Genomic DNA, 15,761 nt, shown 5'->3' with positions numbered 1-15,761 from the left:
GTTCCTCCTTTAGGTTATTGAATGAATACTTCCTGACCGCTTCGCTTTTGAATTTCTTTCAATCGTTTCATGACATCATTTTCACCACGGCCAAAATAATCATGCAAACGCTCATATTCTTTATATAACTGATTGTATATTTCTACGTTTTCTTGATTTGGATTGTACTTTTTTTCTTTTACACGGCCCATTACACTGGCTGCTTCAAGAACGGTATCAAATCCTCCGGCACGTCTACCGGCTGCAACAGCACCAAACAGGGCCGCACCAAGAGCGGGCGTTTGAGTGGAATCCGCTATGGTGATCGTTCGGTTTGTCACGTCCGCATAAATTTGCATGAGGAGTTCATTTTTTTGTGGGAGGCCGCCGCATGCGTAGAGTTCGTCTACATTTACACCATTCTCGTGGAAAGCATCCACAATTTTTCTGGTGCCAAAGGCAGTGGCTTCCAATAATGCTCGATACACTTCTTCCGGCTTTGTTTGAAGTGTCATACCCACGAGCATTCCGCTGAGTTCGGTATCAACGAGTACGGAACGGTTCCCGTTCCACCAATCTAATGCCAGTAATCCACTCTCACCCGGCTGATATTCCGCCGCGTTCCTCTCAAGCCAGCTGTGGACGTTCTCTCCGTTTTTCCGTGCCTCTTCACGTACTGAAGCAGGCACCTGCTCATTAACAAACCAGCCGAAAATATCTCCTACGGCTGATTGTCCAGCTTCATAACCAAAATAATCAGGGATAATTCCGTCTTCCACCACTCCGCACATACCTTCAACATAGCGTTCTTCCTCGCCCAGGACCATATGACAAATTGACGTCCCCATAACCATAACCATTTTCCCTGGAGATACGACGCCCATAGCGGGTACGGACGAGTGAGCATCTACATTCCCCACAGCTACTGCTGTATTTGGACTCAAGCCCGTCAATTTTTGGAATTTATCCGTTAAGTTTCCAGCTTTCGTCCCTAGAGGATATATTTGCCCTCGCAATTTTTCATCAATATTTTCAAAGAGCGGATGCAGGCTTAAGAAAAAGTCTTTACCGGGATATCCTTCACTCTTATTCCATATCGCTTTGTATCCGGCTGTACAACTGTTCTTTTTAAGCTCCCCGGTTAATTGAGCCACTACCCAGTCTGTAGCTTCAATAAATCGATCCGCCTCCTTGTATATATGAGGGGCTTTATTCGCGATTTCCATAATTTTCGGGATCATCCATTCCGATGAAATCTTCCCTCCGTAGCGAGATAAGAATTCCTCACCTTTTTCCATCGCAAGCTTATTTAATTGATTGGCCTCTTCCTGGGCAGCATGATGTTTCCATAATTTCACCCAGCTATGAGGATCATCCCGGAACTCAGGAAGCTGACATAGCGGCGTATTTGATGCATCTACTGGCAAGATTGTAGAAGCTGTGAAGTCAATTCCTATCCCAATAATAGTTTCTGGATTAACATCAGCGTCAGTTATAACTTTGGGTACGGACTTTTCTATCACTTCAATATAATCATCAGGATTCTGCAATGCCCATTCGTAACCTAATTTGATATCTTTATGAGGCAGTTGATCCGTGAGGACTCCATGTGAATAAGGAGTTACATGCTCTGTCATTTCTTTTCCGTCTGAGAGACGAACTAGAACTGCTCTTCCGGATTCGCTTCCAAAATCTATTCCCACAGAATATTTATATTCGCTCAAAATTACCCCTCCTGATTGGTTTGACCGTAATAAGCTTCTTTTCCATGCTTTCGCAAATAATGTTTATCAAGCAAGGTTGAGGACATGGATTGGACATTCTGATCTATACCTTTAGACAGCCAAGCTATTTTTGCTACTTCCTCCATTACGACTGCATTGTGAATAGCTTCTTCCGGATCCTTTCCCCAACTGAAAGGGGCATGCTTATGTACCATTACTCCAGGCACCCTGTTTGGATCGATATTATTCTCCACAAATTCCTCTACAATTACGTGTCCAGTTTCTTCTTCGTAGTTTGTTTGAATTTCATTTCGTTTCATGGGACGAGTACATGGAATCTCACCATAGAAATAGTCTGCATGAGTCGTACCCAAAGCAGGTATTCCTTCACCAGCTTGTGCAAACGAAGTGGCCCACGTGGAATGAGTATGAACAACTCCGCCAATTTCAGGAAAATTTTTATAGAGTACGAGATGAGTAGGTGTATCGGATGATGGCTTTAATTTACCTTCCACAATATTCCCCTCCATATCTACCACACTCATATCCTCTGTAGTAAGCTCTTCATAAGAAACACCACTAGGTTTAATTACCACAAGCCCTTCCTCTCTACTGATACCGCTTACATTCCCCCAAGTAAAAGTTACAAGACCATACTTCGATAAACTTTGGTTCGCACTCAATACTTTCTCTTTCAAACCTTCAAGCATTTCTACACCCCTTGTCTTGTACGTATATTTTTATATTTTAGTTAATTCTACTACAATATGTACGTACATTCAATCCGTTTATTGAAAATCAAGATGTATTAGTGCCATTATTGAGAATAATCCTAATATTCCCTTAATCATGTTTCTCAATTTAAGTGAACTTATTAAATATGAAAAGCGTAAATAGGGTGATTGGTTCTAGATTATACATACAAGTAGTCAGGATAATTAGTCCATTAAATTGTTTGTGTTTGGAATGAAAAAAGGGGATAGAAAATACTCGGCACTAGAATATAGCCCCGGTAAGGATCCCTATTATTTCGAGGAAAATAATAACATTTAATTAGGTAAGAGGATATGAGGATACGTGATTTGATGGAAGGGATAGTTTCAAAGCTATCTTAGAGGAGTTGTGAAGCTTAATTTAGAGTAAAAAAAGCATCCCTAACTGGATGCTTGAACGACTAATCGATGATCTTCTTTTCTTTCGCTTCTGCAATAAGCTGATTTAATTCAGAGTGAGTTACATCTAGGGGTCTTGGGATTAAACGTAATTTTCCTTTCTCGTCCAACTTATAATAAGCGAATCTAATCTCTTCACGATTCAACTCTTTTACAGTAATAAGTTCGATGGCTGCAACCCTGTCATCTTCCAGTTTTACAGTAGCACGTTTCCAAATCGTACAATATTCGGTTTCGTGCTCCGGGGAATTACTAGTGAATTTTTCTTCGGGAGTTCTCATTTCTTCACTCCTTTTTAATGGATAGTAACTATTACCATGGGAATTTATATATTAAATCTTCTAATATCTAGACATTATCCAAATAAAAAGTATGCCCCTTAAACTCTATCGTCTCTGTCCCTTGTTTAAACGTTAACTGCTCTTGTTTGGGAGTGAAGTCATCACTAGTCTCATATTCCACTTGAAAATCCTGTCCATCGTCTAGCCCACTAACATCAAAAACCTGATAGTGGATTTCATGCCCTTCTGAGCTTTTGGTTATGCCTTTAATTTTCATGGCATCAAAATGAATGTCAGCCATTATTTCACCTCCCTCTCCTTGAACAATTTCTTCACGTCCTGCGCTATTTCCTACAGGATCATTACATGAGTAAGGTAAGAAGCTTATTTGTTTAAGAATGATTTATCTCTACCAAAAAATAAAACGGTTCTTTCCACTTCTTCATAGGAAAGAAACCGCTTTTTATCACTCACTTAGGCATATTGAAGGCTGACACCATATTTATTCAAAGTCTCACGAATTTCATTCTGCAGTTCTTCAGATGGAAGATCCATCGGCAGTCTTAGAACAGGTTCAATTTTGCCCATCATCCCAAGGGCTGCTTTCACAGGCGCTGGATTCGTATCTTTAAACAGGACATCATTCAGCTCCATCAATTCATAGTGGAGTTTTTGAGCGGTGACGACATCCCCGTCGAACCAGGCATCGTGCATCTGAGCTACTTTTCCTGGCAGGACGTTAGCTGTAGCACTTACAGATCCTACTCCGCCAATCGCAAGCATTGGATAGCAAAGCAGTTCGATCCCCGAGAACAACAGAAAATCACGGCCACACTTCAGGAGTACACGATTGACGTGTTCGAAGTCTTTATTCGATTCTTTAACCCCGATGATATTCGGGCAGTCTTGGCTCAACTGAGCTAAGGTATCCACATGCAGGTTCTGGGCGGTACGTCCCGGAATATTGTACACGATAATCGGGATCTCGACAGAGTCTGCCACCGTTTTGAAGTGCTTGTATAACGCCTGCTGATTCGGCTTGTTATAGTAAGGCACGATGACCATCGCCGCATCCGCTCCGATCTCTTCTGCCTTTTTCGTCAGGCGCATCGTTTCATCGTGATTGGTGGAACCTGTTCCCGGCACAAATGGAACGCGGCCATTAATGGTTTGATGGGCCGTACGCATAACCTGCATGCGTTCCTCCTCTGTTAACGAGCTCGGTTCCCCGGATGTTCCAGTCACCGAAATCGCATGCGTTCCATTCTCCAATTGAAATTCAATAAGACTTGAAAAGGTATTAAAATCAATGTCATGATTGGCTTTAAAAGGTGTGATGACCGGGGTCATCGATCCTCTGAGCTTTGATTTTATTTCTTGATAATCTCTCATCCTATCTCCTCCTTCTCGTAATTTACATACTCATCTCTAATTCTCGTAAATCCCCCTGGGCATGCAGAATGTCCATTTCAAAGTCAGCAATAAAATTGTTCCACTGCAGCGTGGCACTTTCAAAATCCTGGGATAGAGTGTCCTCAAACAAGGTGATGGTTAGCTCTCCCGGACTGTAAATCGGTTTGACCTCACATATCCCTTTCGCTTGAAATAGATCACTCTTTACGGTCACTTCGTAATGCCCGGGAACCGGCATATAGTAAGAAGGGTCAAAAGAAAATGTACAAGTTTCTCCTTTACCTTCCGCTTTGCCCGTCATTTCATAGCTTTTTCCTAGATAATGGGGGATCTCTTCAACCCTGCCTGTAGAAATAAGTGTCCTCAAAAGAGTAGAGCTTACTTTTTGCTCATGCTTCTCAAACTTTGAAACCATGGTGACTCCAAATCGGCCTTTACTATCTACAGGCAGTTGATTCATATCTCCCTTGCCTTTGAATCCATATTTATAGTCAAAGCCGGCAACGACGTGCTTACTGTTGAGTCCGCATAGATATTGATCGACAAACTGCTGATGAGGAACTTGGGCTAGTTCCCTGGTAAAATCAACAACATAAAGGATATCAACACCAAGCTGCTCAAAGATTTTCGCTTTTGCAGCAATCGGGGTTATAAATCTCGTAATAGTCGGGCCTTTCGGAATAACCGAAGAGGGATGTTGGGCAAAGGTCATAGCGGCAAGTTTTAGACCCTTTTCTTTTGCTATTTTCTTCGCTGTACGAATAATCTTCTGATGTCCTAAGTGCACACCGTCAAAAAATCCTAAAGCCAGGACACAGGACGGACTGTTCTCTTGAATGGATGGTGCAATCGGGTGTTTGATAGCGATGGTTTTCATCTTTGCCCTCCTCCTTCGTTATGTCATTTGCATGTATTTACCTTCGTAAAACGCAAGGGGGTCCCCGTCCTTAATATTTAAATTAATCACTTCTCCCACATAAAGCGTATGATCCCCTGCTTCATGAGCCTGATAGACATTACACACAAGACTGACAAGGGAGTCTTTAATAACCGGAAGACCTTCGACCGTTTCAAATTCCACCTGTTTATCTTCTTTAATTTGACCGGCAAAAATCATCGACATTTCCTTTTGGTCTCCAGATAGAATATTAACGGTGAATTGGTTAGACTTTTGAATCACTTCATTCATTTTAGCTTTCTTATCGATGGATATAAGCACAAGCTTGGGATCAAGGGATACTGACATAAACGCATTGGCGGTCATGCCGTGCACCTGCCCCTCAACTTCTGACACAATCACCGTTACCCCTGTCGCAAACTTCCCCATAGCCGTTCGGAACATACGATTATCCATCATGATCACCTCTTGTTAATTTTTCTTGCTCAAGTAACAAACGTCGGTTTGCGCTTTTTCAATTTCGGCTCTGTGAGCGTTACTTTTCTATTGGAATGAACATCGAGGACTTCTGAGGCTTCATCAAACCAGCTGTCTGGTGCTGCGTGTCCCCAAAACGTCTGGCGCATAGGGTCATCCAGATCCCAGCGGACCGGCTTAAAATCCGGGTCACTGGTTAAATAATCGCCGTTGTAGAGTTCAATACGATGGCCATCCGGGTCCCGTAAGTAAAGAAAGAGGGCATTGGATAAGCCGTGCCGTCCAGGGCCGCGTTCAATCGATGGACCGTACCCCATCGAGGCAAGTACATCACAGCCATCGATCAAGTTCATCGGGTCTTTTAACCAGAAACCGATATGGTGGAGACGCGGCCCAGGTCCATTCATATAAGCGACATCGTGGACACTTGGTTTACGGTGCAGCCAGGCTGCCCAGATTTTCTTTTCTTCCCCTTCGGTATATTCCGAACAGGCAAAGCCTAACTGATTGATATAATGATCGTAGGCTTTTTCTACATCGGAAACCATGCAGTTAAAATGGTCAATCCGCTGCACCTTTGCCCCTTTGTGGTGGTGATACTTCTGAATCATTCGTTCAGCCTGATCCATTTCCGCATAGTACTCTACCGGTAAACCAGAGGGATCCTGAATCCTCAGCGCTCTCCCAACGGCTTCCTGGGACCCTGCTTCCATCCACTTCATTTCGGTGCCCTGCTTTTCATAGAAAGCAGCCAATTGATCGATGTCTTTCTCAGATTTCACTTTATAGCTGATCACTTCTACGGCAGGAGTCTCTTTCTTCTTCAGAACAAGACTATGGTGATTATGCTCTTCTAGCCCCCGGAAAAATATCTGATCTTCATCTGACGCTGTTTCAATGAAACCAAGAGCTTCATAAAAAGCTCTTGATTTCTCTAAGTCTGTCACATGTAATACGGCACGGCCCGCACGGATGATATCAAACTCCATGGTTTTCACTCCTTATACGTTGGTATAGTTTGGTTTGGACGTTTTTACTTTCTCAAGGAAATCCTGCACGTAATCCTTATAGGGTTCTTTGTTGAACTGTTCAAAGTATGTCATCCCCATTTTCACCGGGTCGCCGAAGAAGTAATATTCATAGTGTGTCTGCCTGCTGCCAAAGGCGCTCATCGTCAAATCCCAGGCAAGACGGAAAAGTTTCACACGTTCATAACCTTCCATATTCTTAGACTGCAGTGCGCGATTGACAATCGGGCCGATTTCTTCATGATGGAAATCCTCTTCGGTTGGAATGCCCATTAGTCCGGAGGCACCTAGTATTCGAAGGATTTCTACAAGACGCGGATAAATTCTCGGATACCAGTTTCTAGCCGCGTTCAAAGCGTCAAAGTCAGGGGTCATCGTGCCCCATTTATCAAGTTTGGCATTATGCTCGGCCCTGAAAAGGTGGGACTTCATCGTTTCAAGCGCCAGCATAATTTCGGTACCTTTGTCCTGGACGTGCTGGAACTTGTCGATACCAATGGATTCCATCAGATTCAAAACAACCCCAAGCACGAATTCCGTTTTGACCACGTTTTTAGCTACGACCTGGTGAGACATATGCACAACAGCATTGGTCTCTATGAACGTGCGGTTACAAATGGAGGAATTGCCGCAAACAAAAACCTTTTCCCACGGGACGAACACATTGTCAAAGTACACAATGGCATCACCCTCTTCAAAACGGCTGCTTAATGGGTGATCCCAGGTGTTCTTACCGTTATCAAAAGATTCACGGCTGATGAACTTAAGCCCAGGCGTATTGTTTGGTACCACAAAGGCAAGAGAATACGGATCATCGAGCTCCCCAGCCTTTTTGACGGTTGAAGGGAAAACGAGGATTTCATCGGTAATGCCGCCCTGCGTGGCAAGTAAGCGTGCACCTTCGACAACGATTCCGTCCGAACGTTTCTCAACGAGGTGAAGCGCTACGTTGGCATCCTTTTGTTCATGCTGTGCTTTTTGACGGTTCACTTGCGGGTGAATCAGAGTATGCGTCAAGCTGATATCATTTTCACGCGCATAGTCATAATAATTTTTGGCATTCTCGGCAAACATCGGGTCATCTTCCCCGAACAGATCATTCGCTACTCCCATTGCCATTACTTCGGCATTCAAATAGTCAGGGGATCGTCCCATTAACCCTCCGGAAAGGCGTGCCCATTCCTGAATCGCTTCCCGACGCTTGATCAAATCATCGATGGTCTCCGGCCTATAAAAAGACATCCCTACTTTGTCGCCCGTTTGAGGAGAGGTGTAGAGCATTTTTTCAGGTTTCTCATATTGAAGATCATATAAATCGGCCATCGACTGGACGACATTTTTAAAAGCAGGGTGAGTGGTCGGGTCCTCGACACGCTCTCCGTGAATATAGATGTTATTTTTAGCATTTTTTAACTTCTCTTTATATTGAGCACCTGTTTTCGCTGGCATAAATAAATTCCTCCTTGATTATTTTTTTCCGAATTGCGGGATGCGGTGTTCTCCGAGCGCTACATGAATGATTTGCACTTCTGTATAAAATTCGAAGGCGTAATGTCCGCCTTCGCGACCAATTCCACTGTGCTTGGAACCACCGAAAGGGGTCCTCAAATCCCGTACATTCTGAGAGTTGATCCACAACATTCCTGCGTCCACTGCTTGAGCCACCCGGTGACCGCGCTGAAGATCTTTAGTCCAGACATAGCCCGCCAGTCCGTAGCGGACATTATTCGCAAGTTCCACCACTTCCGCTTCATCGTTAAACGTCATAACCGCAATAACGGGACCGAAAATCTCTTCCTGTACCACTCTCATCGATGTGTCTGCATTAAGAAGCAGCGTTGGCGCTACAAAATTGCCTCGGCTGTGTTCTTCCGGCACCGATCCGCTGATCACCTGACATCCTTCTTCTTTTGCCAGTTCCAGATAGCTTTTCACGCTTTCATAGTGTTTCGTATGAATTAACGGGCCGACCTGCGTGTCATCTTTCATAGGGTCACCGACCACAATGTTCTCCACGCGGTCTTTCAGAGCGGCGATAAAATCAGAAGCGATGTCTTCATGGACATATAATCTCGAGTTTGCCGTGCAGCGTTCGCCGTTAAAGGAGAATATGCCCCACGTACAGGCGTCAATGGCCCGCTCAAAATCGGCATCATCAAACACGATGATGGGTGACTTACCTCCTAACTCCATCGAAAAACGCTTAAGCGTATCCGCGCCATTTTTCATAATTTCAGATCCTGTCGCCGTTTCTCCTGTAAACGAGATCAGCTCCACATCTTCATGAGCGACTAACGATGCCCCGGCCGTCTCTCCATAGCCATGAACCACGTTGAAGACACCGTCAGGGAGACCAGCCTTATCAATAATTTCCGCTAAGCGATTCGCCGTTAGCGGGGACCATTCGGCCGGTTTTAACACAACTGTATTTCCGGTAGCGAGTGCTGGTGCGATCTTCCACGTCTCAAGCATGAATGGGGCGTTCCAGGGAGTGATTAACCCGGCGACTCCAACAGGCTTATGAATCGTGTAGTTGAGAAAGTCATCATCCACCTGGTAGGCATCTCCGACCAGACGGCTTTTTACCATCTCTGCGTAGAACCTGAAATTTTGGGCCGCACGCGCGACCATTTTCTTCGTCTGGCTGATTGGGAGGCCTGTGTCATAGGATTCTAGCGGGGCAATCTCTTCAATATGCTCATCTATTAAGTCGGCAATCTTGTAAATGTAGCTTAGGCGCTCATTTTGAGAAAGGCTTCCCCATTCTCCCTTGAAAGCTTTTCTGGCTGCTTTTACCGCTTTGTCTATATCCGATTCCGCTCCAGAAGCTACCTGGTTGATTTTTTCATTGGTAAACGGGTTGTAATTATCAAATTTCTCCTGATTTTCTGCTTCTACAAAAGCTCCATCAATGTAAAGCTGAATATCTTTCACTTCGTTAATCACACGTTTTCCTGCCTGGTTAATATCCGATAAAGTAAGTTCGTTCATGCTTATCCTCCTCAGTTGATAGCGCTTTCAAAAATACTTCTTAGCTGCAGGCTAAATTTGCAAATATTTGCTAAAGTTTGTATATTCAAATTATCACACAGGCTTTTCTATATTAAAAATATCTATAATATCTATATTCCATATGATTTTCATATACATAGTGAACGGGGGAGAACAATGGATATTAAGCAATTGCGATACTTTCGTACAGTAGCTGAGGAAGGACAAGTAACCAAAGCAGCAAAAAAGCTGCACATGGCCCAGCCTCCTCTCAGCCAGCAAATTAAATTGATAGAGGAAGAACTTGACCTGAAGCTGTTTGACCGCCATGGCCGTAAGCTCGAATTAACAAGCGCAGGAGAAGTACTTTATCAAAAAGCAGGTCAGATTCTTAACGAGTTAGAGGAAACGATTGTAGAAGTTAAAGAAACGAACGAAGGAATTACAGGTACCCTTCAAATAGGCTCCAATAAATCATGCTTTTCGTTCTTAACGGGTCCGTTAAATCAATTAAGACAGCAATATCCTCAGCTGACCTATCAACTTAGAGAAGGAGACACCTACTTTCTGGCCGAATGTATTCGAAGACGGGAAATTGAAATGGCTGTTGTCCGCCTTCCAATTGAACGGGATGAATTTGAAATGATCCCCCTCTCTCCTGAACCTTATGTATTGGTAACCCCTGCCTCCTGGGACCTATTCCCGGCAGATACAGCAGAAGTGGAAGTCGAGGACTTAAAAGATATTCCGTTAATGCTGTTACACCGCATCAGCGGTATGGGACAATTCGAATTGATTGTAGATGAGTGCAGGAAGCATGGCTTTGACCCTTATGTAATCTGCGAATGTCCTGATCCAACCATGCTATTATCGCTCGTAGCTAACGGAATGGGAGCATCCATTGTTCCGCGTTCAACTTTGGAAGCGTTCTCTTTTTCGAATATCAGGAGCTATGAGTTTAGAAATGCTGATATCCAAGCGGAAGCTGCGATTATCTGGCATAAAGACCGGTATTTAACGAAGGCTTCCCGAAGACTGCTGCGATTGTTCGAAGTAAATAAGACTGCCTTGGAAAATCCAGTTCACGATCAACTATTCACTATATAAGGAATGAGGCAGGAGAATAGTTGCCATGCCGGTGGGTGAGACGTTTATGGTTTGGGAGGTTACTCTTGTTCTATTAAGGAGATATGTATTTGAAAACTGAATCTACTACAATCGGGAAATAAGTCCAATACAAAAAGAACTTCCATATAACTAGAAGTTCTTTTTTAAAGAAGAAGACCTTATTCAGGTCCTTTACCATTTCTATCTAAACCGGCTGTGGATATTGTTATGTTTATAGGTTTTGTGCTGAAATTCTACTAGTTCCAGAGATAAAGCTAAGTATTTTTCTTCAAGAATCAGAGCAAAGTGTTCCTTCATCACATCAAATAGTTTTTCACAGGTGGCCTGCTTCGCTTCTTCACTTCTGCCTTTGCCTATTTTTAACGTTGTATGAACGAACGCATCATCCTCTTTCCCATCAGCTATGCGATACTCTGTCACTTTATGGGCTCTTACGCGGATTCCACCGACGGGATACGTGTCCTCGAGTTCTTCTAACACCTGCCCAAGCTTATGGAGCAGACTTTGAATATCCGTCTGAGGACTCAGGTTATCCGTATATTCTACAATCACATGCGGCATGATTCTTCCTCCTTCGTGTCAACTTGGCTCCCCGGTAATCGTATTGACCAGACGTCCGAGACCTTCAATCTCTGTAATAACCTCATCTCCTACTTTTGTATCCACTGTTCCTTTTGGAGTGCCTGTCAAAATAAGATCACCTGGACTTAGTGTCATAAAGCTGCTTAAGTATTCGATAAGCTCAGGAATATCAAAAATCATATCCTTCGTTGAACCTTCCTGCACCAGTTCGCCATTCACATACGTGCGCAAAGCCAGATTCATAGGATCTTGAATTTCAGCGGCATCGACCAGCCACGGGCCGATCGGGGTGCAGTGATCCCGATTCTTTACTCGCAAATTCGGCCGGTAGTAATTTTCCAGGTAATCACGGATCGCATAATCATTGGCAATCGTATAACCTGTAATATAGCTGTACGCCTCTTCTTTTTTCACGTTCTTTGCCTCTCGACCAATGACGACAGCCAGTTCACATTCATAATGCATATGAGTCACGTCAGATGGACGATAGGTTTTGCCCCGGTGACCGACAAAAGTGTTGGGTCCTTTCAGAAATACAAGCGGCTCTTCTGGAGCTTTGAAAGAAAGCTCGCTCGCATGATCACTATAATTCAATCCAAGCGCAAAGCTGGTCTGCGGCTCAATCGGCGGCAGCCAGACCACCTCTTCCTCTGCCACCTGCCTGCCATTATCCAGTTGAATCCCTTCAGAAAGTTCTGTTGCCTTATAAATTCCGCCTTCAAAGGCTACCCGTGCCGATTTCATGATTTAACCCCTCCAACGGCTGCTTCTTTTTTTACCTTATTTTCAAGTGCGCCTATCTGCTCTATCTCAATACGGATCTGGTCCCCGTCTTTTACCCGTGGAGGATTTTCCGGAATACCAACCAGCAGCGTATCTCCTTTTTCAAGGGTCATAAATTCGGTCACATCTGAAAGCAGCTGTGCAACCGAGCGAACGAGATTCCCCGTATGATTTTCCTGTTTACACTCCCCATTCACATAGACACGAATAGTCAGGTTGTCAGGGGCCGGTACCTCATCACGCTCCATAATCCACGGACCTGCAGGACAGAACCCATCGCGTGCTTTGTGCTTAACTGCCGGTCTAAACACGCTGTCATGCGGAACACTGATATCATTTACAATCGTATAACCCGCAATATAGCTCATGGCCTCATCTTCACTGACACGTGAAGCTTTTTCCCCGATCACGAGGCCTAGACAGGCTCCCACTTCAAGTTCTGATACCTCCTCAGGCATGGGGATAACGGTTTGATTCCCAGTAATGGTGTTTTTAGGTTTGATATAGAGAATCGGAGCTTTTGGAGGGGATTTGTAGGGATCCTGATGTAAGGCCTCTTCCATTTGATCCAGTGCGCCTTGATAGTTTAGTAATGTACCATAAATCGTACACGATACTGGGGAATCCCAGGTATGTTCGGTTGAATCGACCCTTCCATTCCATTGCACCGTGCCTTCCTTCAGGTAAACGTCAATTTCCTGCATCTGCAACCTGCCGCTGAATTTAGCTTTCGCTTTGGGCATTTCATTCACTCCTTTTAGAAAGAATCGTGTCATTTTGTAAAATATTCACAATTATCATGTAATTACAAACTAACACTCCATCTTTCATATATAAAATATTGATTACGTTCGTTTTGCATATGAAAAAGATATAGCTGTGCTCTGTGATAGACACTACTGCATGTTCCAGACTCATATCTGCTGGAATCCAGAAAAAAAGAGCCGAAAATCGGCTCCCTGGTTAGCGTTGAAATGTAATCAAATGCTGAAAAAGGATTTTCGTCGCGTCCAGCTGGCCGGCTACTTTTCCGGTTAAGGAGGATGCTTGCGACAACGGTCCTCCCGGCCACGTGTGTCCTCCACCCTCAATGGAGTAAAACACCACCTTCTCTTCTTCTTCTTGCCGGTAAGCGTTTTTCACAATAGAGTATTCTTCATGATCCATGATTCGCTCCTGATGATGGGATCGATGCTCCCCCCAGGAGGAGGCAAAGTACTCCACCGTTTCTTCTGCGGAGAGAAGCTGATCTATCATGTAGGTGGAATCATAATGGCCATCATAAGGAACGAGCTTATCCTCCGTTCCCATGATGAATAGCATGGGCATCGGTTTACTCCATTGAAACTTCTCGGCTAGATCTTTGACCAGGGGACCAGAAACGCCTCCTATTCCGGCAAAAACATCCTGACATTCAAGTCCAAGTCTCAAGCTGAAGGCCGATCCGTTAGAGAACCCGGTGGCGTAAATTCGGCTTTCATCCACGGGATACTGTTGTTTCAGCCACTCTATCAATTCCAATACAAACCCGACATCATTGACCTCCTGCTGAAACGCGGTATTTTTCTCTCTGCCTTCATTCCATTGTTTCGTCATACGGTCTGAAGGATCGAAATGAACCGCATCAGGAAAAACGGTGATGACCTGATGCTCTTCTGAGAGTTTGTGGAATTCTGTAATTTTCATATGATGCCTGCCACTGCTGCCCGCGCCGTGAAAGCAGAATACAACGGGGACCGCCTGCTCTGTATGTTCAGGCAGGCTGTAATAAAAGGTTCGCTCTCGTTCTTCAAATGTTATAGTTATGGGTCCTAAAACTTCCACGTTGATCTTCCTTTTCTCTTTATATTAAGGACGTCCTGTTCCTGATGAAACTCGCTGCTTTTCAAAATCCACCACATCTTCCGTTGCCAGCGGAGTTAGTGTAAAGCCCGTGTAGCCGTAGATGATGGCAATAATCGGCGAAATGAAACAGATAAACGAAAACGGAATATAGCCGATGCCTACGTTCAATGTGGTCATAATGAACGCTCCTGTCACTCCCCATGGAATTAAAGGGTGGATAAGCGTTCCGGCATCTTCAAGCGTCCGGGACATATTTTTAGGATGAAGATTCGTCTGCTCATAACTCTCCTCAAGCATTTGCCCTGGAAGAATGATCGACAGATACTGCTCACCTACTACGACATTTATTCCTAAACAAGCCAACACGGTAGATGTAATGACATTGCCCCTGCTTCGTAAAAACCGCTTCAAGCCTTCAATAATGGCTTGAGCTATACCGATTTCCCGGATAATACCGCCGAATGAAAGCGCTATCAAAATTAACGATACACCAAACAGCATACTATCCAATCCGCCGAGTGACAATAAGTTATCAATTGCTTCTACCCCTGTATCCGCGGTGTATCCGAAATGCGCGGTGTTCATAATGGTACCCAGAGACACGCCTGGAACGGTATAAAAAGTAGTGATGACCGCTGCTGCCAGCCCGATAATCAAAGATGGAATCGGACTCACTTTTCTAAATGCCAGAATAATAATAAGCAGAGGGGAAATCAGCGTCACGGGTGTAAGCATAAATTCATTATTCAACGTGGTCATCATCGACTCTACTTTTCCTATATCGGCTGCCTCTCGACTGGAAAATATGCCAATCGCCGCAAAGATGCCGAGCGTAAGAATTAAGCTTGGAATGGTTGTCCAGAGCATATGGCGAATGTGCTGGAATATATCGACCTTAGCGGTAGCTGCAGTCAGGTTGGTCGTATCCGATAGAGGCGACAATTTGTCTCCAAACAAGGCCCCGCTTACAATCGCCCCGGCCGTTACGGCTGGTGAGATAGACATCCCATAAGCCACGCCCATCAAGGCAATTCCAATTGTGCTGATGGCACTCCAGGAGCTTCCCGTCATCGTAGCTACTACGGCTGTAATAATAACCGCACTCACTAGAAATATGGATGGAGATAATACTTGCAGACCGTAGTATGTAATGGTTTGAACCGTACCATTCAATACCCAGACGCCGACGGTTATTCCAATCAGGCTTAAAATGATGATGGCAGGAACACCATAGGAGACGCCTTTGGTCATGGCTTTTTCTAACTCTTTCCACTTGTACCCTAACTTTAGTCCATATAAGGTCACGATCACCGCAGCGATGACAATGGGAATATGAGGCGCAGTGCCATATACTAAGATGCTGACTCCAAGGATGGCAATAATCAAAAGAATAACAAGACTTGAAACGAGAAATGACGGCTTTCTTTTTTCCATGTAATTCCCCTCTCCAGGATTATTGA

The 15,761-nt window shown here is 44.3% G+C and carries 16 protein-coding genes; 1 reads left to right on the top strand and 15 read right to left on the bottom strand.

Annotation, left to right across the window (positions count from 1 at the left end; genetic code table 11):
- Positions 1-14 precede the first annotated feature (14 nt).
- The 10 genes from LCM11_RS11885 to hpaE all read right to left on the bottom strand — a co-directional run bounded on the left by LCM11_RS11885 (position 15) and on the right by hpaE (position 9,963).
- Complete coding sequence (locus LCM11_RS11885) at positions 15-1,703, bottom strand: ribulokinase (protein WP_224894501.1); 1,689 nt, start codon at positions 1,701-1,703, stop codon at positions 15-17.
- 2 nt (positions 1,704-1,705) lie between these two features.
- The gene (locus tag LCM11_RS11880; RefSeq protein ID WP_224894500.1) at positions 1,706-2,413 is read right to left on the bottom strand and encodes an L-ribulose-5-phosphate 4-epimerase; all 708 of its coding nucleotides are present in this window, start codon (positions 2,411-2,413) and stop codon (positions 1,706-1,708) included.
- A gap of 464 nt (positions 2,414-2,877) precedes the next feature.
- On the bottom strand, positions 2,878-3,156 hold the full coding sequence (locus tag LCM11_RS11875; RefSeq protein ID WP_224894499.1) for a hypothetical protein: 279 nt from the start codon (positions 3,154-3,156) through the stop codon (positions 2,878-2,880).
- Between the two features lie 67 nt (positions 3,157-3,223).
- Complete coding sequence (locus LCM11_RS11870; protein ID WP_224894498.1) at positions 3,224-3,457, bottom strand: hypothetical protein; 234 nt, start codon at positions 3,455-3,457, stop codon at positions 3,224-3,226.
- 173 nt (positions 3,458-3,630) lie between these two features.
- Positions 3,631-4,548 carry a 2,4-dihydroxyhept-2-ene-1,7-dioic acid aldolase gene (gene hpaI / locus LCM11_RS11865; RefSeq protein WP_224894497.1) on the bottom strand — a complete coding sequence of 306 codons (918 nt, stop codon included), beginning with the start codon at positions 4,546-4,548 and terminating at the stop codon, positions 3,631-3,633.
- Positions 4,549-4,570: 22 nt separating this feature from the next.
- Positions 4,571-5,446: an FAD synthetase family protein gene (locus LCM11_RS11860; protein WP_224894496.1), complete on the bottom strand. Its 876-nt coding sequence runs from the start codon at positions 5,444-5,446 to the stop codon at positions 4,571-4,573.
- An 18-nt stretch (positions 5,447-5,464) separates the two neighbouring features.
- Positions 5,465-5,923: a flavin reductase family protein gene (locus tag LCM11_RS11855; protein WP_224894495.1), complete on the bottom strand. Its 459-nt coding sequence runs from the start codon at positions 5,921-5,923 to the stop codon at positions 5,465-5,467.
- A 29-nt stretch (positions 5,924-5,952) separates the two neighbouring features.
- Positions 5,953-6,933, bottom strand: coding sequence for a 3,4-dihydroxyphenylacetate 2,3-dioxygenase (gene hpaD, locus LCM11_RS11850; protein ID WP_224894494.1), 981 nt, complete (start codon positions 6,931-6,933; stop codon positions 5,953-5,955).
- 12 nt (positions 6,934-6,945) lie between these two features.
- Positions 6,946-8,421, bottom strand: coding sequence for a 4-hydroxyphenylacetate 3-monooxygenase, oxygenase component (gene hpaB, locus LCM11_RS11845; RefSeq protein ID WP_224894493.1), 1,476 nt, complete (start codon positions 8,419-8,421; stop codon positions 6,946-6,948).
- Between the two features lie 18 nt (positions 8,422-8,439).
- On the bottom strand, positions 8,440-9,963 hold the full coding sequence (hpaE, locus tag LCM11_RS11840; protein ID WP_224894492.1) for a 5-carboxymethyl-2-hydroxymuconate semialdehyde dehydrogenase: 1,524 nt from the start codon (positions 9,961-9,963) through the stop codon (positions 8,440-8,442).
- A 177-nt stretch (positions 9,964-10,140) separates the two neighbouring features.
- On the opposite strand from hpaE, the gene LCM11_RS11835 reads away from it, so the two are divergent.
- The gene (locus LCM11_RS11835; RefSeq protein ID WP_224894491.1) at positions 10,141-11,070 is read left to right on the top strand and encodes a LysR family transcriptional regulator; all 930 of its coding nucleotides are present in this window, start codon (positions 10,141-10,143) and stop codon (positions 11,068-11,070) included.
- 201 nt (positions 11,071-11,271) lie between these two features.
- On the opposite strand, the gene LCM11_RS11830 is transcribed toward LCM11_RS11835, so the two are convergent.
- The 5 genes from LCM11_RS11830 to nhaC form a co-directional block, all read right to left on the bottom strand.
- A complete protein-coding gene (locus tag LCM11_RS11830; RefSeq protein ID WP_224894490.1) occupies positions 11,272-11,652 on the bottom strand; it encodes a 5-carboxymethyl-2-hydroxymuconate Delta-isomerase in 381 nt (126 codons plus the stop codon).
- 18 nt (positions 11,653-11,670) lie between these two features.
- Positions 11,671-12,417 (bottom strand): fumarylacetoacetate hydrolase family protein, encoded by a 747-nt coding sequence (locus LCM11_RS11825; protein WP_224894489.1) that lies wholly within the window; start codon positions 12,415-12,417, stop codon positions 11,671-11,673.
- Positions 12,414-13,199: a fumarylacetoacetate hydrolase family protein gene (locus LCM11_RS11820; protein ID WP_224894488.1), complete on the bottom strand. Its 786-nt coding sequence runs from the start codon at positions 13,197-13,199 to the stop codon at positions 12,414-12,416. The genes LCM11_RS11825 and LCM11_RS11820 overlap by 4 nt, the downstream gene beginning before the upstream one ends.
- Before the next feature lie 220 nt (positions 13,200-13,419).
- Complete coding sequence (locus tag LCM11_RS11815; protein ID WP_224894487.1) at positions 13,420-14,280, bottom strand: alpha/beta hydrolase family esterase; 861 nt, start codon at positions 14,278-14,280, stop codon at positions 13,420-13,422.
- 24 nt (positions 14,281-14,304) lie between these two features.
- On the bottom strand, positions 14,305-15,735 hold the full coding sequence (gene nhaC, locus LCM11_RS11810; RefSeq protein WP_224894486.1) for a Na+/H+ antiporter NhaC: 1,431 nt from the start codon (positions 15,733-15,735) through the stop codon (positions 14,305-14,307).
- Positions 15,736-15,761 lie beyond the last annotated feature (26 nt).

The organism is Halobacillus halophilus (assembly GCF_020171985.1).
Lineage (GTDB): Bacteria > Bacillota > Bacilli > Bacillales > Halobacillaceae > Halobacillus > Halobacillus halophilus_A.
This window is presented reverse-complemented; position numbering and strand designations above follow the sequence as displayed.